The organism is Chlorobiota bacterium, assembly GCA_016710285.1.
Lineage (GTDB): Bacteria > Bacteroidota > Ignavibacteria > OLB7 > OLB7 > OLB7.
Genome location: JADJXR010000001.1, coordinates 3,366,558 through 3,388,117, shown reverse-complemented (window position 1 = coordinate 3,388,117; position 21,560 = coordinate 3,366,558). Strand labels below are relative to the sequence as shown.

Annotated in this window: 18 protein-coding genes; 4 read left to right on the top strand and 14 right to left on the bottom strand. The window is 51.9% G+C overall.

Annotated features, from left to right (window positions below; translation table 11 throughout):
* Positions 1-21 precede the first annotated feature (21 nt).
* From IPM61_12500 to IPM61_12485, 4 genes are all read right to left on the bottom strand, one after another.
* Positions 22-2,538 carry a hypothetical protein gene (locus IPM61_12500; GenBank protein ID MBK8912134.1) on the bottom strand — a complete coding sequence of 839 codons (2,517 nt, stop codon included), beginning with the start codon at positions 2,536-2,538 and terminating at the stop codon, positions 22-24.
* A gap of 83 nt (positions 2,539-2,621) precedes the next feature.
* The gene (locus IPM61_12495; GenBank protein MBK8912133.1) at positions 2,622-3,470 is read right to left on the bottom strand and encodes a hypothetical protein; all 849 of its coding nucleotides are present in this window, start codon (positions 3,468-3,470) and stop codon (positions 2,622-2,624) included.
* A 257-nt stretch (positions 3,471-3,727) separates the two neighbouring features.
* Positions 3,728-4,090 carry a T9SS type A sorting domain-containing protein gene (locus IPM61_12490; protein MBK8912132.1) on the bottom strand — a complete coding sequence of 121 codons (363 nt, stop codon included), beginning with the start codon at positions 4,088-4,090 and terminating at the stop codon, positions 3,728-3,730.
* Between the two features lie 462 nt (positions 4,091-4,552).
* Complete coding sequence (locus IPM61_12485; protein MBK8912131.1) at positions 4,553-5,461, bottom strand: tetratricopeptide repeat protein; 909 nt, start codon at positions 5,459-5,461, stop codon at positions 4,553-4,555.
* Positions 5,462-5,499: 38 nt separating this feature from the next.
* Here IPM61_12485 and IPM61_12480 point away from each other — a divergent pair, with 38 nt between their 5' ends.
* Positions 5,500-5,802 carry a hypothetical protein gene (locus IPM61_12480; GenBank protein ID MBK8912130.1) on the top strand — a complete coding sequence of 101 codons (303 nt, stop codon included), beginning with the start codon at positions 5,500-5,502 and terminating at the stop codon, positions 5,800-5,802.
* Positions 5,803-6,085: 283 nt separating this feature from the next.
* Here IPM61_12480 and IPM61_12475 read toward each other — a convergent pair whose 3' ends face one another.
* The 4 genes from IPM61_12475 to IPM61_12460 form a co-directional block, all read right to left on the bottom strand.
* The gene (locus tag IPM61_12475) at positions 6,086-6,541 is read right to left on the bottom strand and encodes a T9SS type A sorting domain-containing protein (GenBank protein ID MBK8912129.1); all 456 of its coding nucleotides are present in this window, start codon (positions 6,539-6,541) and stop codon (positions 6,086-6,088) included.
* 79 nt (positions 6,542-6,620) lie between these two features.
* Complete coding sequence (locus IPM61_12470; GenBank protein ID MBK8912128.1) at positions 6,621-7,337, bottom strand: hypothetical protein; 717 nt, start codon at positions 7,335-7,337, stop codon at positions 6,621-6,623.
* 210 nt (positions 7,338-7,547) lie between these two features.
* Entirely contained in the window at positions 7,548-8,891 is a 1,344-nt protein-coding gene (locus tag IPM61_12465; GenBank protein MBK8912127.1) for a helix-turn-helix domain-containing protein, read from the bottom strand.
* Positions 8,892-9,096: 205 nt separating this feature from the next.
* Complete coding sequence (locus tag IPM61_12460; protein MBK8912126.1) at positions 9,097-10,521, bottom strand: glycine--tRNA ligase; 1,425 nt, start codon at positions 10,519-10,521, stop codon at positions 9,097-9,099.
* 168 nt (positions 10,522-10,689) lie between these two features.
* Between IPM61_12460 and IPM61_12455 the strand changes: the two genes are divergently transcribed.
* Genes IPM61_12455 through rpe form a run of 3 tightly spaced genes read left to right on the top strand, consistent with a single transcriptional unit; the run spans position 10,690 to position 13,972 of the window.
* Positions 10,690-12,801: an AAA family ATPase gene (locus tag IPM61_12455; GenBank protein MBK8912125.1), complete on the top strand. Its 2,112-nt coding sequence runs from the start codon at positions 10,690-10,692 to the stop codon at positions 12,799-12,801.
* A 5-nt stretch (positions 12,802-12,806) separates the two neighbouring features.
* Positions 12,807-13,268 carry a hypothetical protein gene (locus IPM61_12450; GenBank protein MBK8912124.1) on the top strand — a complete coding sequence of 154 codons (462 nt, stop codon included), beginning with the start codon at positions 12,807-12,809 and terminating at the stop codon, positions 13,266-13,268.
* 29 nt (positions 13,269-13,297) lie between these two features.
* Complete coding sequence (gene rpe / locus IPM61_12445; GenBank protein MBK8912123.1) at positions 13,298-13,972, top strand: ribulose-phosphate 3-epimerase; 675 nt, start codon at positions 13,298-13,300, stop codon at positions 13,970-13,972.
* A 79-nt stretch (positions 13,973-14,051) separates the two neighbouring features.
* Here the strand turns inward: rpe and IPM61_12440 are convergent, their stop codons facing one another.
* The 6 genes from IPM61_12440 to hppD form a co-directional block, all read right to left on the bottom strand.
* On the bottom strand, positions 14,052-14,336 hold the full coding sequence (locus tag IPM61_12440) for a hypothetical protein (GenBank protein MBK8912122.1): 285 nt from the start codon (positions 14,334-14,336) through the stop codon (positions 14,052-14,054).
* A 229-nt stretch (positions 14,337-14,565) separates the two neighbouring features.
* The gene (locus IPM61_12435) at positions 14,566-16,725 is read right to left on the bottom strand and encodes a T9SS type A sorting domain-containing protein (protein MBK8912121.1); all 2,160 of its coding nucleotides are present in this window, start codon (positions 16,723-16,725) and stop codon (positions 14,566-14,568) included.
* A 56-nt stretch (positions 16,726-16,781) separates the two neighbouring features.
* On the bottom strand, positions 16,782-17,630 hold the full coding sequence (locus IPM61_12430; protein ID MBK8912120.1) for a choice-of-anchor D domain-containing protein: 849 nt from the start codon (positions 17,628-17,630) through the stop codon (positions 16,782-16,784).
* Positions 17,631-17,871: 241 nt separating this feature from the next.
* Positions 17,872-18,654 carry a hypothetical protein gene (locus IPM61_12425; protein ID MBK8912119.1) on the bottom strand — a complete coding sequence of 261 codons (783 nt, stop codon included), beginning with the start codon at positions 18,652-18,654 and terminating at the stop codon, positions 17,872-17,874.
* 135 nt (positions 18,655-18,789) lie between these two features.
* Positions 18,790-20,202 (bottom strand): Glu/Leu/Phe/Val dehydrogenase, encoded by a 1,413-nt coding sequence (locus IPM61_12420; GenBank protein ID MBK8912118.1) that lies wholly within the window; start codon positions 20,200-20,202, stop codon positions 18,790-18,792.
* A gap of 186 nt (positions 20,203-20,388) precedes the next feature.
* Positions 20,389-21,513, bottom strand: a complete 1,125-nt coding sequence (gene hppD, locus IPM61_12415) for a 4-hydroxyphenylpyruvate dioxygenase (GenBank protein ID MBK8912117.1) — start codon at positions 21,511-21,513, stop codon at positions 20,389-20,391.
* Positions 21,514-21,560 lie beyond the last annotated feature (47 nt).

Below are 21,560 nucleotides of genomic sequence, written 5' to 3'. Positions count from 1 at the left end.
GATGGTTGTTGTGTTATTCCCTTATCTACATATTGTGAACTTCGTGCTGTACACACCAACTTGAGCTATATATTGTCCTATTGGTAGATGTCCAACATCTACCAATTTCGTTTTTGCAAGGTCGTATTCCTCAAGAACATCTCCATGAGTATTTATGATTCTCAATGTGGCTGACTTCATACCAGCATTATTTACCTCAATGAAGCTATTTGCTGGGTTTGGCCATATGTGTAGAGAATGGTTCTTATAATTTTCTACAATATTAGTTTCAAGATTTTGACGAGGGTCATATCTAGCAAAAAACTCCATTCCTGACCATCCATTTTCTCCATCAAAATGTCCAGCTGCAAAAATCGTATCATTAACTATTGATAATATAATTGGAGTATTAGAGCTTAGTGTTCTTCCTATCTCTGCTCCTGTTACTGGATCATATTGGAATATCCCTGTAGTAGTTATATATGATTTACCGCTATTATCACTATTGCGCATCAACGCGCCAGCATATAATAGACCATGATGCAGCACTAGAGATGATGCCTTGACGTTCGTTGGGATAGGATAATTTGGCTGCCATCGCACTGCACCTGTGATACGGTTATACCCTGCTAATGCCATTCTTCCACCAATGGGGTTTGTTATTGGTGTCACTTCAGCCCCCAATCGAGTACCAGATAAATACACAATAGAATCTGATATTAGCATTGCAGTAACTGAAGCTAATGCTGGTAGCATTGGCCCTTCTTGCAGAAGAGTACCATTTTGAATATCTATTACCGCGAAACCATTTCGTTCTTTATCATTAACCACTTTAAATTCTCCGGCGATATACAACCGTTCATCATGAATGGATATTAAATTAACTATAGTATCTACTTTTATATTTATCCGCTTTATTGCCCCTGTTACAGCATCAATAGCTCCTACAAAACGTTGCTCTGTTCCATTTATAGAATCGAATTTTCCAGCGATATACAATGTACTGTTATCATAGGCCATAGCATTTATTATTTGTCCTTGCACTACAGGGTTCCATGGGAGTAAGCTGCGGGTTGTGCGTTCAAATGCGCACAGATTTTTTCTTGCGACACCATTAACTGAATCGAAATTACCCCCTATATAAATAATATTACCGATTATCAGAATTGATGAAATTTGCACAACCGTATCGCTATAATGTTGTCGCACATATTTCCTGAAGTTAGGATTCCATTCTAGAATTCTATCACCTGAATTCGACAATTCTACAAAGCCATTACGCGAAACGATTTGGTGACCAATCGAACCAAGGGAACCGAGGACAAAAACACGCTTCTGATCAGCATATATTACTTTACTAGGGTACTGCGCACCTGGTTTTTGTCGAAGGCATGCGACTTCCCATTCTTGTATTTCTCCAGTTAGGATGTCACACGCGGCTAGTCCATCTATAGATTTTCTTCCAATAAAATTATCCATCCCCCCAATATAGGCAATTGAGCCAACACATTGCACACTAGAATAATTTGCCGATAGGAATGAATAATGGTCTAACCAGTTTTTATTGGGATCCGTCTCTGTTAATTCACCTGTTTTTTCATCGAAAACAGCAATACCATTGCGCTTTCTTCCATTGATTCCAGTAAATTCACCAACAACGATTATACGACCTGCGCTTACATCAACATCTACAATCTGTGGAATAGGATATGGTGCTAACGGAATATTTTCTGGCACTGGCTTCCATGAGGTTGATATTCCTGTAGATAGATCAATAGCCCCTCGGATTGTATATAGTATACCTTTGCTAATGACTAAACGATTATAACCATGAATTAGATCATTAAACTTTGTTCGCATTAATGCCGTTGGCATTATTGGCCAATCATGCAACACTCCTTGATAGCGATTAATTCTTGCCAGAGCAGTTCTCGGCTGACCCAACACGGTATCAAACAATCCGCCAATAACAATATCATTTCCATATATCACCATGCTTTGTACATTGCTATCTACAGTTGGGTTAAAGTCCAGTATTGTACCGGAACTCGCTTCAATTGCTGCAATGGAATTTCTTGGAATGCCATTGATTGTTGAGAACCTACCACCTAAATAGACAGTATCTCCTTTTGCGGCCATACATTCAATCGTTCCAGAAAAACGATCAATTCCATTAACAAACAGGGGGACGCTATACAGGACCTTTCCATCGGATTGTATCCTCTTCAGGATTGAAGTACCGTACTTCACTGGTGGGGTAGCCCCTACTAATAGATAATACCCACCTCCGCTATCGGATACGACAAGACTCCCTCCATTATCAAACCTGATATCATTTAACATCTTCCCAGATACCGGATCAACAGTGGCAATTCCAGTGTTATATGGTGCACATTTTAAAAATCGTCCTCCTACTAGCAATGATCCATCTATTGGAATTGCGGTTAATGGAGCATCATTAAATGCAATAATATTAGATGATGGAATTGGTGTAAGATGTTGTGCTATTGCTGTGCTTACTGATGCTATCAATAATAGCATTAAGAGTTTCGTACTCATGTCTTTACTCCTTGAATTTGCTGTGATATTTTTTTAGAGTAAGGCGGATAATCGTATTATCCGCCTTATTCTGTTTTTCATTCTTATGGAGTAATTGGGGTCCACAAGCAATTCGACCAGCATTGCGATTCCTCAGTCCACGGAATAAATCCTGTCATCGATAGGTTATATGATTGCCCTGCAACAATCCCTGTTCCTGCAACAATCCCATTAGCAGGGAAAGCAGGAGGTTGAGATTCAGGGCAAAGCGGATCTTCCCACGGAAGGGGATTTGGTAAAGGATTCACACTAACCAAATCTTTTTTGATTGAACCATCTGGCTGTGTGCAGAATCGCCAATTTCGCCTACAGCTATAAGTGCCACTACAGAAATGATAGTATAGTGCACCTTCTCCCTGACCACTTCCACCTCCAACCAAGTGATTATCAACGGTACCGAACCAATATCCAACATTATAGCATGGTGAAGTCACAATTTCGAAAAGCATATCCGTTGGATTTTCAGAGCATGGTTTGGGTGGGCCATCGCTAAGTACTACCCCTTGCTCTACCATTTTTTGCAGGATTGTTCCAAGCATCTCATTCATTTGCCGCTCATCACTAAATGTTCCCTCTGGAAGAATGGCATCAAGGTAGCAACCAACTCCAGTTCCTGTTCCACCGACATCGTCGAAGAATCTTAATGTGCTTATGGAAATCCGGCTCCGTGATAATCCTGCGATTCCACGACACACCCACTGCTCGCAGTAATCAATCTCCACAAAACAGTGTTCCGAGAGTTTCAGAATTGCCCGCTTGGCAACCCATGCCGGAGCCGGCTGGCATTGCGGTTCAACACCAAGATTTGGATCTGGACATTGCGCGTTGGCGGTTGTTGTTAGGGCGGTTATCAGGCTGATGGCACAGAGTGCCGCTGTCAAAAGATTTTTCATCTGTTTGTTTGTTTTAGGTTTATGATACCTTTGCGTCGTGCTTCTGTTTCGGTGGCCCCGATCAGAGGCCACTGCTGTTCGATTCGGAGTTGCTAAGTATGTGGTAGTACTTCCAGCAATCCTATTGCTGGTTTGCAATGAAGCGTCGTGCTTACGGTGGTCTCATCAAGCCTCCTGTTGTTCTATGGTTTGTGGTTGTCTCATCCTGCGGTTCGGCCTTCCTAATTGTTTCTTTCTGGCTCTTTTCCCATTTTTCGCTATTTCACCTCAAGCACCCCTCTCGACGAAACCCCTGCGCTGTTGCTCAGGACGATGAAATACACCCCACTCCTCAGGTTATCCAGATTTAGCACGAACCGCCCTTTGCCGTTGATTGGCTCGGCCTCGGTAACGTACCGTCCGTTGTTTGATAGAAGGTTGCCGCGCACATCGCTAACCCGCAAGGCGACCGGGCCGGCCACAGCGGATCCAAACTCCAACTCCGTTTGTGAAACCCGGAGAATCTGCGGCTTCCCTGCATCGCTGGGGGGTGCAGGTCTCGGTTTTTCGCCAACATGGTAGGCTTCAACAAGCGGTGGCAGCAGGAACAACAGTGCGGTAAAAACCAGAAGAGTGCGCATGGGTTATACAGTTGTTGTGAACGAAACGTGCGAACGAACAGCAGCCTGGCGTGTGCCCGTTGGTTGCTTTAGAATCACCATCCGCATTCCCCCTTTGCGAGCAAGGGAACGAGAGCGTGGAACGGTTTGCGCAAATGCGCAACGGTTTCTTGCGAAAAGAAAAGAACGGCGAGATGGCGGACGAACTTGGGCCGAATGATCGGCTGATATGGGTAAACAACCGATACTGCTCACGAGGGTTTTCAGGTATTACCCTTTTTTCTACCTCGATCTTTAGAAAAAAGAGACCTCAAAGAATTTCAACGTTGCCGAGCAGGGAAGGAACGTTGATTCGGTACGGGAATTCATCAGGGTTGAGCAATGCGAACAAGCTGACGAAGGATTATCATACCTTGCACGAAGATACGCGAGCTGCCGAGGCGAGCGCAAGGGAAAAATCGCGATTATGCTTCTTCGTTTTTGCTATTTTTTCCTCACATATTTTCCATCAAAAACTGAACTCCACGTTGCCCCTTTGTCGGAAGATTGCTCCCATAACTGGCGTACGGTGTTTGGGTCAATCGAGGTAAATGTCAGACGGTGGTAGGTTTCTTTTCCGGCAGTGTCGCGGGTGGTTCCCTCAAAACTCAGCACTGCTCCCTTCAAATTTCCGGCAAGCTCAAGCACGGTTCCTTGATCGTCAACCCATGTTTGTTGCCATTTTCCCGTTGAGCGATTAAAGGTGTTAAAGCTCTTCCCCTGCGAGCCGGATGCACTGCTCCAATTTTCCAGCAGCACACAACTCCCCAATATTTGTTGAACACTATTGGTTCCCACTTTCTGCCCAGCGGTGTTGAACACATCCCATTCGCCAATCCAAAAATCAAATTCCCGATACCGTGGATCGTGCTGGCATGGCAGCGCGGCAAGCAGCATTTTCTGGTCTAATTCTTTCAATCGCGGATTACTCACCAGCGATGCAAAGTCTGGATCGCTTGCCAGAGAAGTTTGCTGGGTGTAGCCATTGTTGAGTGCTTTCTCCAGCGTGGCTAATGCCAATTCCTGTTCGCCTTGCCGGGAGTAGGAACACGCAAGATTATAGTGGGCAATTGGCGGCGCGCCAAGCTCGATTGCTTTTTGGTAGGCGGTGGCGGCGGCAGCAAAATTCCCCAGGCTATGCTGTGCATAACCTAACCGAAACCATCCTTGCCGGAATTGTGGATCAACGGTGAGAAGTGCCTGATACTCCGTGGCCGCCTGTTCCCAGGCACCTTGTTGGAAATATTCGTTGGCGCGGTCTTTCGATGCTTCTTTGCTTTGCGGCAATACTGCTGCGGCAGGAAGGAGCAATAGGAGTGCAGCAATAGCAGAGTGCCATTTGGTGTTGCTCATGTTCTGTTGTCCCCAATAAATGAACGGGTGCAGACTACATGAGCAATGTAACCCCAAAGTGCTTCTTCATTATTGCTGAAATACGGAACCCGATCAAGATGAGAGTCGCGGAGGTAGCAAAGCTATGGCGGTGTGGAATTATGGCGGTGAGAAAAAACATCTGGGGTGACGGCCTTGCCCTAAAAACTGCTGAAGGTACAGAGCAGGTTTTTTTGAGGAACTTCAGGTTCGGCCGTCACCCCATTGATGGTTGTTCAGCGTCGTATTTCCGATGGTATCTTGCGGAGGTACAGGCAAGCTTTCCACTGGGAATCTCGGCTGAAAGGCTTACAGGCATTTAAGAAAAAGAGCCATATAAGCCGGTTTGCGTTCCGTTGCTTTGTCATCGGTTTGCCAGGCTTTTTGAACCCCGTTGTTGTGTAGAGGAAGGATTCAAAGTCCAGTGCAGAGCCAAGGTACAGTCATCTCGCCAGAGGAAGGCGATATGCTCTGCAGCGAAGCATTAACTAACGGCCGTGGTGAACACTGTTAGCTAACCTATGCCGTTCGGGCGCTCCGATTATTAGCACGTAAACGCAATGTGCTGGTATGTCAAAGAAAAATCTGGCTATTAAGAAATCTACGTTATCGCGAAATCACAATTTTTCCGCCGCCAATCATCACGTTGCTGCTGTTGATTCTTAGGACGTACGTTCCTGTTTTTAGCTGGGCAACATCCAGGGCGGTGAGTTGCTCACCCCCTTCTGCTATCTCCATCTCCTGGCGAAGAACCTCCACCCCTTGAATATCATGCAGCGTTAACGTTACGATGCCGGCGGAGGGGGCTTGGAACGTTACTGTGGCAATCGCCGAACTTCTATCTAACCGAACTTTTGTTCGGCCAATCATCGCGCCGGTTGTTAGCCCTTGAAGCTGCCGCCCCAAGTCGTCGCGTAATTGCTCGGCCATTGCGTTGTCAACCACCCTCCACGTGTTTCCTCCGTCGTCGGAAACCATACTATAACCACCATTTGTCGAGATCGAAACCTGCTTTCCTTTGCCTGTGTTGTTCGGCTGCGCCATCCCTGCAAGAGTAATCATGCAGAGGGCAAGCAGCGAACAAGCGGATATTCGGATGGAATTCATGGGAGCTACTCATTCGTTGATAAAAAACTCTCTATTAGCGAACTGCAGCGCGGCGTGCGCGAATTCTCTCACGGATCCGATCCAGCTTGGCACTTTTTGCTAACGCTGCACGGCCGCTAATAATGCTGCTGCCGCTGCTAATCGTGCTTCCACCGGTGCTGATGTTGCTTTGCACTGGCTCCGTAAAGGTGCTTTGGCAGTTTCCATTTACGAACTCAGTCTGGAACTCCGTGTCGTCAAGGTTTACCACCACTGTTCCGGCAACCGGGAACAACACGTTGTAGTTAGCAACGCCCCAGCTTCCATCGCCGCACATCGCAAATTGGGTGCTGTTTCCGCTTCCGGTGCGTGCTGCGTAGTTCGGGCGGTAAACCGGAACGTTCTGCCCTTCGGTGGAAGGCTGGATATACCCAAGCGCTACCGCCTTGCTTACCGCTGCCTGCGAAAGCATCCCGTACAGTGCCGAGGTTGGAAGAAGATCAATGACCGATGAACCGCTGTCGCCAGTAACCTGAATCGCTGGGTTCATCTGAAGCTCCTTCTGTCCATTGCCAGTCGCCCAGACTAAGATATTAGTAACAACATCCGTTCCTTTTTTAGTCTCAACCTTTGGCAAGTTGAGCGATACAGGATACGTGCCAACAAGCTGTGCACCTTGTTCGGTTGGATGTTCCAATCCCTGCTGTGCGGAAGCTGATACGGTGAGCATCAGGGCGATCAAGGCTGTTGAGAACAAGGTTGCAAACTTCATGGCTTCTCTCTAAGACGGTTTTTGGTTGCTGGATGCAGAATAGTGATTCCTGTGTTGTTGGCCGAGCTTGTTGAACTCGTGTCGGAATCACGGCTGCAAATATGGCCGTCTTGAAGCCCCCTTACCAATACTACTTTTGTAGTAAGGGCTTGCGCAGAATTTCGATTGTCAAAGAGCTGTTATCACCGCGGTTCTGTCACCGCCATCCTATCACAGAGTTTCGTTCAGCATCGTCAGAACCGGAGTAAGCCGCGGCGTGAAGTACTTCGCGAAAAGCTCCCCCTGGCTGCGGGTCCCGGTTTTTGTATGGATGCTCGTGATATGCTTTTTCAGGGTAGCAACCGAGATATCCAGCAGATCCGCTATCTCCTTATAGGATCCCCCCAGCAACTGATGGATCACCACCTTCCGCTCCTGTAGCGTCAGCTTGCTCTCCACCGATAGCTGTTTTAATGCTGCCGAGAAGGCAACGTCCACCGGTTTAGTGGCCCTATGATGCGCCACTAAATCGAAAAGCATGAACTGGAAGAACGAATCCAAAGAAGCAAAAACGCTGAGAGTTTCGGAAGAAATCGCTGGTTTTTCTATTACCCGGAAAAGGAAAATCGTCCCGATATACCCGTCGTTGCCAAAACTAAAGTTGATATAGCTGGGAGCATGGAAATCATCCAGGGGATACCCCTGCCCTCGCATTGCTTGAATCAGCTGCTCCACGTTGTCGTCGGAAGAAAAGCTTGTAACGACAACGCCTGTTCTCTGCTCCTCAACATTGATTGCTTGGGTAATAGACACTCCACCAGAATAAGTTTCCGGGTTTTGGAGATCAAACGAAGTATTCACATTGATAACCACCCGATCAATCTCTGGGAAAAGTTCTTGGAGCGCGCTTCTAAAAATGAGGATGCGATCCCGTGTTTCCCCCAGCAGCGGCAAAGAATTCAAAAAACGGACTATTTTTGCCGGAACCAGTCCATCGGCACCGCCACCTTGCCAGCCGTGTGCGTCCGTGCGAGGAGCCCAAGAGCGCTCAACTTTGAAGGTGCGGCGTACAAGATGCCAGACGCCAGGGATACTATAATCGAGATTACATTCCGACTTCAGCCACCCCTGCACTTCGGCCAAACTGGTCAGTTCCCGGCGTGCCAGTTTCTGGCCAAGCTCGGCAACTTTCTCATCCCCCAACTTCGCGACCACCGCCGTGGATTTCACTTTTTCCTGGACTACAGCCTCCAATCCCCCTTTTTGGTAGAGTGCCCACCAGCGGCGGATCGTCCGTTCGGAGCAGTCCATCTCCACAGCAAGCTGTTGCACCGATAGGTTGGGGTCTTCTTTCAACATCCGCAAGGCACGAACCCGCTCCTCGGCTGGCTGGCCACGATGGCGTTCTTCCATCTGGCGCAGTAGGTAAACACTCTCGCTGATTTTGCCGGTTCGATGACGTGCCATGATACGTAGATTGGTCAGCTGTGAATCGGGGAGCAATAATAAGGGATTTCCAAGACAAAGCAAGAAAATTTTTTTCATTTCCCCTGTCTCTTCAAAAAAAATCTTCATCCTTGACGCTCTGTTGTTCCGTTCAAGGCATTTATTCTGCCTCACATAGGACAGGAGTCCCCCATAATCTATCCGCCTTCTCCTCCATTTTTTTACCCCGTCGGCTCCATCTTGCAATAAATCAGATAGCAGAAGGCCAAACCTCACGCTTGTGAAATTTGGCCTATCTGTTGCGGAATCTGCTTTTTTTAAGATTTCCCCGCCGTTACGCTATCCGCTGCCCCACGTAGCTGCCAACCCCTTCCGCCGGGATCCGCTCCTGCTGCATGGTGTCGCGGTGGCGGATGGTGACGGTTCCGTCTTCCAGCGTTTGGCCGTCAATGGTGACGCAGAAAGGGGTTCCGGCTTCATCTTGGCGGCGGTAGCGGCGGCCCACCGCGCCGGAGTCGTCGTAGAACGCCTTGAACGACCGCTGCAAATCTCCATACAGTTTCTGGGCGAATTCCTGCATTCCATCCCTATTAACTAGAGGGAAGACCGCCACTTTGTACGGAGCCAGCTTTGGATGGAACCGCAAAACATTCCGTTTTTCGCCGTTTACTTCCTCCTCGGCATAGGCATCGCAAAGGAAGGCCATGGTGGACCGTGAGGCACCAACAGCGGTTTCAATCACGAACGGGGTGTAGCGTTCGTTGGCGACTTGGTCGAAATACTCCAGCTTTTTGCCAGAATACTCGGTATGCCGCCCCAAGTCGAAGTCGCTGCGGTTGTGGATTCCTTCCAACTCCCCCCATCCAAACGGGAACTGATACTCGATATCAACGGCAGCGCGGGCGTAGTGGGCAAGTTTTTCGTGCGGTTTCATCCGCAGCCGCTCCATCTGCATTCCCAGATCGCGGAACCAGTTCCAGCGTTGTTCGCGCCAGTAGTCGTACCACTTGGCATCCTCGCCAGGCTTCACGAAGAACTGCATCTCCATCTGCTCGAACTCGCGGGTGCGGAACAGGAAGTTTTTGGTGTTGATCTCATTCCGGAACGATTTCCCAATCTGGGCAATCCCGAAGGGAACTTTCTGGCGGGAAGATTGCAGCACGTTCGTGAAATTCACAAAAATCCCCTGGGCCGTTTCCGGGCGCAAGTACACCGCCGACGAGCTTTCCTCCAACGGGCCGATGTGCGTTTTGAACATCAGGTTGAACTGGCGCACTTCGGTCCACTCCGCCTGGCCGGTTTCCGGGTCCTGGATTTGGTGCTCGGTGATGATCTTGTAGAAATCCCCCGGGTCCATGGCCGCGTTGAGCTTTGCTTCCAGCACATCGGCCTGCTCGGTGCGCCCTTTCTTCCGCAGCTTCTCAATCTCCCCCTCGATCAAGTGATCGGCGCGGTAGCGTTTTTTGGAGATTTTGTTGTCAATCATCGGGTCGCTGAAACTTTGGACGTGGCCGCTGGCCTCCCAAACACGGGGGTGCATCAGGATTGCCGCGTCAATCCCCTCGATGTCGTCGCGGTAGGTCATTGCCCGCCACCATGACTCTTTGATATTGCGAAGGAGTTCCACCCCAAGCGGCCCGTAATCCCAGCAGCCGTTCAGCCCGCCGTAGATTTCCGATGATTGAAAAATGAACCCGCGGCGTTTTGCCAGCGAGACGATGGTCTCCAGGGAAACAGTGGTTTGTGAAGTAGTTGCCATGTGGATAATTCGCTCAGATCATACCAATGTGCCTTCGGCACAACGAACTTCCGCAAAGGTAGGGGAAACCACCAACGCGAACCAATCAGAGAGTGTTGAGAGAGTGTTCAGATACTGTATCCCACGGATTCCCTATCTTGGCGGCCCACATCATTCAAGCAGCCCAGCATGAACAAAACTCCGGCTTCCACCGATTCCGCTTCTTCCAAATCTGCGCGGCTTCTTCCGGCCCCAACGCACCCGTCCCTTCCGGTGAAATCGCTTCGGTGGTATGCCGATTCCACCGCATTCCCCTTCCCCAGCACCGCCCATGTTGACCCGCTGAACGGGATCATTGGCCAGCAACGGGCATTGGACGCGCTGACAATGGGGGCAGAAATCGCCAGCCCCGGCTACAACATTTTTGTGAGTGGCCTTAGCGGAACCGGACGGCTGACAACCATCAAAAGCATTCTGGAACGCATCACCCCAAACGGCCAGATTCCCCACGATTACGCCTACGTCAACAACTTCCACGACCCCGACCAACCCACGCTGCTGAAGTTCCCAAAAGGGAAAGCCGCGCCGTTCCAACGCGCCATGCACGACGCCATCAGCTTCCTGCAAGGGCGGATACCGAAGATGTTTGAAGAAGAGACGTTCCGCACCGGACGCACGAAGATCATCGAAGAATTCCAGCAGCGCGAACAACAACTGCTGCGGGCATTCGAGGAGGAACTCCGCCCCGATGGATTCACCCTGGGCCAGGTGAAGGCCGGCAATGGAGCCGTCCAGCCGGAAATTCTTCCGGTTATCAACGGGAAAGCGTATCCGATTGCCGCGCTGGACCAGCTGGTGAAGGAGAACGCAATCACCGCCGAGCAAGCGCGCGCAATCGGCGAAAACTACACCCGCCGCCACCGCGACCTGTACCAGCTTGCCCGCAACGGCATGAAGCTCTCGCAAGAATTTCAGCAAGAGTTGGGCGACTTCGAGGCCGCCTCGGCAAAGCTGTTGATCGAGGCCACGCTCGACGACTTAGCCATGCGGTTTCCGTTCGAGGCGGTCATCGCTTACCTTGAAGAGGTGGGCAACGACATCCTGAACAACCTTGATCTGTTCAAGCAACCCCAGCCCGAAGCCGCCGCCCAGGGCACCGACGACGAAGCACAACCGCCAGCAAGCGACGACGGCGCGCTCCGCACCTATCAAGTAAACGTGGTGCTGGACAACGCCGGAACCACCGGCGCGCCGGTTATCATCGAGACCACCCCCACCTATCTCAACTTGTTTGGAACCATCGAGCGGGTGCCAACCCAGCAGGGGTTTTGGGTCAGCGATTTCCTGATGATTAAAGCCGGGGCAATCCTCCGCGCCGATGGTGGATATTTAATCATCAACGCCGCCGACGCGCTTAGCGAACCTGGTGTTTGGAAAGCACTGAAACGGGTGCTGCTTCACCGAAAGCTGGAGATTCAGCCGTTCGAGAGCTTCGTGCAATCCAGCACGCAAGGGGTGGCCATGAAACCGCAGGCGATTGACCTGAATGTGAAAGTGATCATGATCGGCGACCCCAGGCTGTACCAAGCACTTTTTTCGATGGAGGAAGACTTCCGGAAAATCTTCAAGATCAGTGCCGAATTCGACTACGAGATTGCCCGCACCGACACGGTCCTGATTGAGTACGCCCGGTTCATCCGCAAACTCTCGGACGAAGAACATCTGCTCCATTTCGATCCCGATGGCGTTGCCGCAGTGGTGGAGTACGCGGTGGAGAAAGCCGGGGATATGCGGAAAATCTCCCTTCGATTCAGCGACATTGCCGACTTGCTTCGCGAAGCAAGTTTCTGGGCCGAGCGCGACACCGCCGAAATCGTTGGCCGCTACCATGTTGAGAAAGCAATCCGGCAAATGGTGGAGCGGCAATCCATGTGGAAAGAAAAAATCATGGAGCGGATGATTGATGGATCGCTCCTGATTGACACCGAAGGAAGAATGGTGGGCCAGATCAACGGGCTTGCGGTCTATTCCGTTGGGCAGATCAGTTTCGGGAAGCCCAGCCGGATCACCGCAACCGTGGCCGTTGGGGGGCATGGGATTATCAACATCGAGCGCGAGGCGCGGATGAGCGGAAGCCTGCACAACAAAGGGATGCTGATTATCGCCGGTTTTTTGCGGCATCGCTTCGCGCAGCAACGCCCCCTTTCGATGACGGCCCACATCGTCTTCGAGCAATCCTACGGCGGCGTTGATGGCGACAGCGCATCCTCCACGAAATCTACGCCCTGCTTTCGGCCCTGAGCGGCGTGCCGATTCGGCAGGACCTGGCGGTGACGGGGTCGGTGAATCAATGGGGACAAATCCAACCGATTGGCGGGGTGAAGGAGAAGGTGGAGGGATTCTACGAAGTCTGCAAAGCGCGTGGGCTAACCGGAACGCAAGGGGCGATGATCCCCGTGCAGAACATCCCCGAACTGATGCTGCGCGACGAAGTGGTGGAAGCCGTTGCCGCCGGGAAGTTCCACATCTACCCCGTCACCACCATTGACCAGGGGATTGAAATTCTTACCGGCGTTGCCGCAGGGGAACCGAACTCGCGTGGTAACTATCCCGCCGGAACCATCAACCACCTTGTGCAACGCCGCCTTGCCAAGCTGGCCGATAGCCTTCGGAGCTACGGCGGCCACGAATCGGCTCAGCCCTCCTTCCTTGCCGAACTTCCCGATGGCAGCGGCGCGATTGACACTCCGGCAGAGGAAGAAGAATGATCCCAGAACCAACAGAATCAACATCAGCCATGTCCATAGCCCGTAAACTTTACCTTGCCCCCTCCCTTCTTTCTGCCAACTTCACTCGATTGGGCGAAGACGTGCAGATGCTGGAAGAAGCCGGTGCCGATTTCCTTCATGTTGATGTGATGGATGGCCACTTTGTGCCGAACATCACCATTGGTCCGCCAGTGATTGCGGCATTGCGGAAGGTGACGGAGCTTCCGCTGGATTGCCACCTGATGATAAGCGACCCCGACCGCTATCTGGAAGATTTTGCGCACGCCGGCGCAACGTACATCACCGTTCACGTCGAGGCCGCGCTTCACCTTCACCGGACGATTGACCGCATCCGCCAGCTTGGCTGCCGCCCGGGGGTGACGCTCAATCCGGCGACATCGCTCAGCACGCTGGAGGACATCCTCCCCTACGTTGATCTTGTGTTGTTGATGTCGGTGGAGCCGGGGTTTGGCGGGCAAGCGTTTATCCCAACGCTTTTCCGCCGTGCCGAACGGCTGCGCCAGATGCTTGCCAGCTGCGGGCGCAGCGATTGCTTGGTGGAAGCCGACGGCGGGATCAAACTGGACAACATCCGCGCCGTGTACGATTCCGGCGTTGACGTTGTGGTCAGCGGCTCAGGAATTTTTGGAACCCCCAACCCCACTCTGACCATGAAGCAAATGCGGGAAGCCTGCGCAGCATAGCCACTCCAATGATAGTCTTCGGTAGCAGCCGCCCTAGCTGAGCTGGGGCGGCTTTTCCCCTCTCACAAATTCAACAGGCTTACAGCTCCGCTTCTTCAGCAATATTCAGGATTGTTGTTTTTGCTCCAAAGATCAGCTTCCCCTCAATATTCCCGAATATTTTATGCAAGGCAGTTTCTACGGCTTGTGCCTGCTCAAGAATTTCAAACTCAAGGTCAATGATGACATAGGATTCATCATTGACCGGGCGGTAAATTTTAAAACGCCGGACGCCGGACCGTTTTCTGTTGATAGGGTCGCTATCAAACGCTTGCTTCCATCCCTCATAATTTGAGATGCGATGTTCAATCCGAAGAGTCACCATGGTTGTGTTTGTTTATCAGTGATAAAATTCCTGTAGGCCGGTACGCCATGTATTGCTTGGCTCAAAAATATATCTTGCAAGCCAGGGGGCAAGCATCAATAACACCCACACTCTTTTCCGTTCAACCTCATTCACCTCACCCTGCATAACCTATCGGCCACTACCAGCGCAGAGATGCTCTGATAGTGGCCGATTCATTTCCAACGCCTTCTATTCCAGCTTCACCCCCCTACCTCACCCGCAGCAATTGCGATTGGCGGCTGCCGTTGGCTTCCACCGTCACCACATAGGTTCCAATCGGAAGCCCCGCAGTGGGAATGGTGAGTTGATGCTCCCCAGGCTCCATCTCCTGTTGGTGCATCACCGTGTTCACGGTTTTGCCTTGCACATCGCTGATCGTCACGGTGACGGTGCTGTGCCCGGCCAGCCGGAATTCCAGCTCCGTTGATTCCCGCGATGGGTTTGGCGCAAGCGCCATGCCCGGGGCAATCGCCAGCGATTCGATGCCCACCCCGCTTTGCGCAACCGGAACAGCCGTCAGCAGGACGTAGATCGTGTCCGGTTTTCCGTTCGTTAGTACGTGCGCTTCCATCACCCCCTGCACAATTCCGCTGGTTTGCGCGCTTCCGGCGTACTCAACTTCCACCATTGCCCTCCCCTTTGCCGGGACCTGAATCGGGAGCGAAGAACGGAGTGTGAAATCGCCCTGAGCAAGGAACGATCCCCCCTCTTTCCCATAAGCGCGGCCCGGCTCAGAAATCTGGATATTGGTGATGGTGCTCGCTTGTGTGCCATCGCCAACAACCCCAACGTTCTGCTTCCCTTTCTGGTTGAACTCTGCCCCGCGCCCAACATCGTCGAACGCAGCGGCATCGGCCATTGGCAGGTTTACGATGTACTCAAGTTCTTCCCCATTGGCCCCTTCCAACCGCAATGTTCCCAAACTGCTTTCTGTCCGCCGACCGAAGGGGATTGTAAGCATCAGCCCACCGCTCTTTTCCAGCAAAAATGGAAGCGGCTCGCTGGTGGAAACTGGTTGTTCTTCCGATTCGCCATCCCATTGGAAGTATGCGCCCACGCATTCCAACGGCGCATTCCCTTTCTCGACGCTAACAAGAACCGCGCCGCCGGCACCGCTTGGCAGCAGCCCCGTGGTTAGCACGTTGCCAACCACGCGCCCAACGTCGTTCACCTGGCCATCATCGGTGGTGTAGCGTGGCGGTTGCACAATCAGCCGAGCATTATTTCTTGATGAGGTTACAGATTTCCCAAACAACGACATGGGGACCATCGTGGAGTCAGGAGCATCCGGCTGATCTTTGATGACCAACACCCCCGAGCCAACAAACCCGTTGGCGGCATCGGTTTTGTTTGGCTTGGTTACCACTTTCATCTCGTTCTTTTTCCCACCAGCGGTGGCGGTCCAGAGTTTCCCCCCTTTCTTTTTATACGCCGCTGCCGAAGCCACAGTAACGTCAGATTCGGAATCCTCCAAATCAAGCCGGACGAATTTTGTGTTGCTGGAGCGATTCTGAATGGTCATCAATCCGGTTCCAAGTTCCCCCTCGGGAACCGCATCCACCGAAACGCCTGGTTCGGCAGGGGTTTCAATGCTGTCGGCAGTGAAAAATGCGGTGATTAATGTTGGCGGAGTTTTACCAGTTTCCACCGATTTTCCTGCGCTATCCAGCAGCATATATTCTGCGGTGAGCGTGAAGGTTTGTGGTCCCGGAGCCAGCCCCTCAATCGGGATGTCGAACTCACTTTCTTGCTTCGGTCCAAGAATTTCCTGTGTCTGGTATTCGCCAAGCGAAAGTTGTTCCACATTGATGACGCTAGAAACCACCCGGAATGTAACGGCTGCTGTACGTTGCGCATTATTTCGCACCCGATTTTTTGATCGCCCTGGCGCAAGCAGCGTTGCCCCTTTTTTCCGTTCGATGCGATCAGCAGGAATATTTCCAAGATGGATTCGATTGCCGCTGTATTTTCCAAGAGGAATAATTCCAAGATCAATCACTGGCGGAAGATTAAATTCCACCGGCGGGATAGCCCCCGGAGAACCGGTTGGCATATCCATTGAAATAAGCACACGGCTGCGGTTCCCTTGCCCCCCAAAACTTACCACCAACGAATCGCGGACGGCGGCTCCGGTTAATGGCTGGCGCACCACAAACCGCACCGGACTGCATTGGCCAGCAGGAACCGTAATTATGCTGCCAACCTTTAATTGCTTGGCATCGGGGCCAAAAAATGTTGTTCCGGCTCCGCCAGCATACTCCACTTGGTAATCGCGTGTCTGGTTCCCAAAATTGCAGATCGGTATCAACCCGCTTGTGGGCGTACCATCGCCGGGGAACACGCCGCTAACGTCATTTTGGAACGCCATCCGTTTTAATTGATCGGCACTAATTTGCGGGCCAAGGCATTTCATCGGCACATGAATCACGAAATTCCCCCTTCAGCCAACAGCGATGGATTCCCGCCCGATTGTATCCGATTTGTTTTGCTGAAATGGAGGGTAAGAATGGCATTATACTCACCCGCTTTTTCTGGCCCGGTGGTGAAAATTGGGATCGTCATAAAATCATTGATCCGCAATAAATCAAAATCGGGATCCGAAGTCGTTTCCTTTGCTGAGTCTTGGGAAAATGAGAATATCGCCGAGGTTCCCTCTTCCGAGGAAACGGTGATTGAATCCAAATTCAGGTCCCTTCCGGCATGGTTGATAACTCTTACTTCCGTTGCTGCGCGGTCGTTGGTGTAGATGGAGCCAAACCCTGGCGTAATTGCCTGAAGGCTATCAAGAAATGTGCGCGAGGGTGAAGTTTTTTTTCCAGTCCCATGAATTTTCCGGGGCATTATTTCGAAGATATCCTCTCCCTGCTGATTTTTCCGCATGTGAAATAATGCGGTAAACGAGAACACACCATGCAACGAAGGCCTAAAATTTAGGGTGATCGTTGCGGGGGTGCCTGAAGCTACGGCGAGCGGAAATTGTTTCGGCGGGTTCATCCACATCACATCGCTGCTGCCGTTGGCATCGTTCATAATCACCAACGAATCCAAAAAGATGGGTGCGCCGGTTGCGCTGGTGTTCGTGATCGTGAAATTCATGGAGGAGTCTTCCCCAACCGCAATTTCCCCAAACTCAAGGCTGTCTGGAGTAATCCGGACATCGTTCGATACCTGGGCACGGGCAGTGGCAAACAGCGCCAACAAGAAGAGCAACGAAAGCAGCAGCAGCTTGCGCAGCTCGCGTTGATTAGGCAGTCGGTACGGTGCAGTGTTCATCGGCTCCCTCAAGAAAATGTTAGTAGGATTTGCGGCAATGCACGGTTGGCAGCATTGCCAATGGGGGCAAATTATTTCCTACTTCCCAGACCAGCGTCATCCTTTAGGATGATTTTGGGCCTAAAGATTTGGGAAACCACGGTGAATTGGGGGGGTGGGGCGGCGTTTCCAGCAGACTGTTTGTGGTGGTGGTGGTAAGGAGCGAATGTGCCACAATCGTATGGCGCTCCCCCACACCTATCTACGTATTGTCGCGGCGGTGCAGCGATTTTGCGGAGGAGAAAAAATTGCGAAAAAGATCGAACCGATTTTTGCATCCTGTTTTCTGCAGGATGTGCTTAAGGTGTGTGCGGACCGTGGCAATACTCACCGATTGGTGTTGAGCAATTTCTTCATTAGTACACCCCTCAACAACAAGCACCAGCACCTGATATTCGGCAGTGGTTAGCCGGAATTGCCCCGCGATTTCGTTGCAGGTGGCATGAAAAAAATTGAACGATGCATCGCGTGCTTTTTGCACGGTATCGAACGCCCGAAGGATGTTCGAGAAATGGAGCTTCATTTTTTCCAACACCTCACGCTCATCCGCCGTGAAACTGCAATCGGGATGGTTGGGGAGTTGAATCCGGAAGAAACCGAGAATCAGCCGTGGATATTCTTCCATGCGCAGCTGAAACTGGTGCAGGGCCACGTAGTTGGGGAATTTTTCCGCCACCTGCTGCTTAAACACAGTCAGCGATGCCTGGAACGCTTGCTCGATAGGATGCGCCGAACGGTCCTGTTCCATCACCTTGTAATCGGTGACGCTTGTGACGGTTTTCCCATCGGGAGTTCGATCGTTTAGCCGAACGGCGTAACCGCTTGCAGGCTGAACCGGTTGCGATGGCGGATCGGAAAATAACGGATCGGCCACGTATGCGAACGTAGAAATCGGGACAAACTGCTGCACGCCCCAATGGAATGCCTGGTGGAATTTCCCAACTGGGAACGTTATCGCCTCGAATAATCGGCTGTAAAATTCCACGATCTTTTCAGCTGGTATTTCTGATGCAGACATAGGAGAGAGAGAGAGCCGTTAGAAGATTGAGTAATTACGAAACGGCCCAAGCATGACACTCATACTTGGGCCGTGTTTTCATTATCCGTTCGCTGCTCCGAATTATGGGAAGATTCCAAGTTCCATGTAGGAGCGGGCGATTTTGTCAATGGCAACAACGAAGCTGGCGGTTCGGAGGTCCTTCACACGCTTGTTCGTGTCGTAAACGTTTTTGATCTGCTGGAAGGAGCTGATCATTGTTTCCTCCAACCCGCTATCCACGTAGTCGGCTTCGTCGGCACCTTGCGTGATTTGGGTGCGGACGTCCGTGCTAAGGGCGGTTCCGGTCATCTGCTCAACGGCCGAGACAATGCGGGTGAAGCTGGCTTCATCCGATTTTTTGCCAAGCCGGCCAAACCGCACGTGCGAAAGGTTCTTCAGCCACTCGAAGTAGCTGACCGTCACGCCGCCGGCGTTGCAGTAGGCATCGGGGATGATATGGATTCCACGCTTTAGCAGGATATCCTCGGCCTCGGCAGTGGTTGGTCCGTTTGCCCCTTCGGCAATCATCTTCGCCTTGATATGTGGCGCGTTGGCTGCGGTCAGCTGGTTCTCTAGGGCCGCCGGGACAAGGATGTCGCAGTCCATGGTCATCACGTCGTTCCCGCGCTTCACGTTTTTGGCGTTCTTGAAGTTCAGGATCGAGCCGGTTTCCTTCCGGTGCTTGAAGACTTCGTCAACGTCCAGCCCGTTCTTGTCGTAAATCCCCCCTTCCATTTCGCAGATGCCAACGATTGTTGCCCCGCCTTCTTGCAAAAACTTTGCCGACCAGTAGCCCACATTCCCAAGCCCCTGGACCACGACGCGCTTGTCGTTTAACCCCGGGGTCATTCCAAACAGTTTTGCGTTTTCGGCTCCATTCAAGGATTCGCGAATGGAGAAGAAGACACCGCGTCCGGTTGCCGATGCGCGGCCAGCAATTCCCCCTTGCGACAGCGGTTTTCCGGTGATGCAGGCGATAGCATCAATCTGCCCGGGCATCACCGTTTGGTAGGTGTCGGCAATCCATGCCATTTCGCGGGCGCTGGTCCCGTAGTCGGGCGCGGGAACGTCAATGCCGGGGCCGATGCAGTTCCGCTTAATCAGCTCCATGGTGTAGCGGCGCGTCACGCGTTCGATCACTTCCTCGCTGTACTTCCTGGGGTCAATCTGGATGCCCCCTTTTGCGCCGCCGAACGGAACGTCCACAATGGCGCATTTGTAGGTCATCAGCGCGGCAAGTGCCATCACCTCATCTTCGGTGACGTGGGTTGCGTAGCGGATTCCCCCCTTGGTTGGAAGCCGGTGGTGCGAGTGCTGCACACGCCACCCGGTAAACACCTCGATATCGTTGCCGATGCGCACCGGGAACCGGACCATATAGACCGCGTTGCAAACGCGAATCTGGTCCAGCAAGCCCTTGGGGTAATCGGTTGCGGCGGCGGCCTTCGAGAAGTTCTTCTCGACGGTTTGGTAGAATGAAGGCTCTTCGGACATCAGGTTCGATAACGCGCTGATATTCTTGTCCTTCCCGTTCTTTGATGATGGTTTTGTTGCCGCTTTGGGGGCGGCTGGTTTCTTTGTGGATGCCATGATGTTCTCTCTGCTTAAATGACCAGTGAGCAATGACCTACTTTTTTTTTCTTGAGGATTGAACCGTGCTGAGCAACGGGCTTGTGGTTTTTACAAGTTCCCGCGTTCGGCTTGGTCCCGTTCAATCGCCTCGAACAACGCTTTGAAGTTCCCCTTGCCAAACGATTCGCCGCCGCGCCGTTGAATAAATTCAAAGAACAAGGTTGGGCGGTCCTCCAACGGGCGGGTGAAGATTTGGAGCATGTACCCCTTGTCGTCGCTGTCAACAAGGATGTTCAGCTTCCGAAGGTCTTCGATGGATTCTTGAATATCCCCCACGCGTGCCTGAAGGTCGTCGTAGTAGCTTCCAGGAACCACCATGAAGTCAACGCCGTTCTCGCGCATGGTCGCAATTGCCTGAAGGATGTCCTGGCACTCGATAGCGATATGCTGCACCCCTGCGCCCTGGTAGAACTTCACGTACTCCTCAATCTGCGATTTCTTCAACCCTTCCGCCGGCTCGTTGATTGGGAATTTGATCCACTTGTTCTCGTTGGCAACCACGGTGGAACGGAGCGCGGAGTATTCGGTGGAGATGTCCTTGTCGTCGAAGCTGACGAAACGGCTGAACCCGAAGACGTTTTTGTAGAAATTGACGGTCTCCTCCATCTTGTTCCAATCCACGTTTCCAACAACGTGGTCCACGTGCTTCAGCCCAATGGGAACGGCAAGCGAATCTTGGCGCGGGGCAAAGTTTGGAAGGAACGGGCCGTTGTAATTGCGGCGTTCCACAAAGCTGTGGACCGTGTCGCCGTAGGTGGCAACCGTGGCGATTTTCACCGTGCCGTTTGCGTCGCTGGTCTCCGTCGGTTCCATCACCCCACGGGCACCCCGTTCGGTGGCAATCCGGTAGGCTTCCTCGGCATCCTCAACGTGGATGGCGATGTCGCGCACGCCGTCGCCATGCTTGTAGATGTGGTCCGCCATGGGGTTCTCTGGATTGATCGGCGTGGTCAGCACAAGGCGGACCTTCCCTTGCTCCAACAAGTAGCTTGCACGGTCGCGGACACCGGTTTCCGGGCCGCAGTAGCCGGTAAGCGCAAAGCCCATTGCGCGGCGGTAGAAATACGCGGCCTGCTTTGCATTGCCAACGTAAAACTCAATGTGATGCGTGCCGTGAATCTTGAACAGGTCTTGCCCCTGATCGGCTTCACGGAGTTGTTCTGCTGTTTCCATGTTCGGGAAAAATTATGTGTTGATTCGGTTGGTAGCTTTTTGCTTGC

Coding starts and splice junctions, on each gene's coding strand:
- IPM61_12485 (MBK8912131.1), bottom strand. CDS start 5,461: ATGAGCAACACCAAATGGCACTCTGCTATTGCTGCACTCCTATTGCTC.
- hppD (MBK8912117.1), bottom strand. CDS start 21,513: ATGGAAACAGCAGAACAACTCCGTGAAGCCGATCAGGGGCAAGACCTG.
- IPM61_12420 (MBK8912118.1), bottom strand. CDS start 20,202: ATGTCCGAAGAGCCTTCATTCTACCAAACCGTCGAGAAGAACTTCTCG.
- IPM61_12465 (MBK8912127.1), bottom strand. CDS start 8,891: ATGAAGATTTTTTTTGAAGAGACAGGGGAAATGAAAAAAATTTTCTTG.
- IPM61_12475 (MBK8912129.1), bottom strand. CDS start 6,541: ATGATTACTCTTGCAGGGATGGCGCAGCCGAACAACACAGGCAAAGGA.
- IPM61_12500 (MBK8912134.1), bottom strand. CDS start 2,538: ATGAGTACGAAACTCTTAATGCTATTATTGATAGCATCAGTAAGCACA.
- rpe (MBK8912123.1), top strand. CDS start 13,298: ATGTCCATAGCCCGTAAACTTTACCTTGCCCCCTCCCTTCTTTCTGCC.
- IPM61_12470 (MBK8912128.1), bottom strand. CDS start 7,337: ATGAAGTTTGCAACCTTGTTCTCAACAGCCTTGATCGCCCTGATGCTC.
- IPM61_12435 (MBK8912121.1), bottom strand. CDS start 16,725: ATGGCGTTCCAAAATGACGTTAGCGGCGTGTTCCCCGGCGATGGTACG.
- IPM61_12430 (MBK8912120.1), bottom strand. CDS start 17,630: ATGAACACTGCACCGTACCGACTGCCTAATCAACGCGAGCTGCGCAAG.
- IPM61_12495 (MBK8912133.1), bottom strand. CDS start 3,470: ATGAAAAATCTTTTGACAGCGGCACTCTGTGCCATCAGCCTGATAACC.
- IPM61_12440 (MBK8912122.1), bottom strand. CDS start 14,336: ATGGTGACTCTTCGGATTGAACATCGCATCTCAAATTATGAGGGATGG.
- IPM61_12455 (MBK8912125.1), top strand. CDS start 10,690: ATGAACAAAACTCCGGCTTCCACCGATTCCGCTTCTTCCAAATCTGCG.
- IPM61_12460 (MBK8912126.1), bottom strand. CDS start 10,521: ATGGCAACTACTTCACAAACCACTGTTTCCCTGGAGACCATCGTCTCG.
- IPM61_12490 (MBK8912132.1), bottom strand. CDS start 4,090: ATGCGCACTCTTCTGGTTTTTACCGCACTGTTGTTCCTGCTGCCACCG.
- IPM61_12480 (MBK8912130.1), top strand. CDS start 5,500: ATGAGCAATGTAACCCCAAAGTGCTTCTTCATTATTGCTGAAATACGG.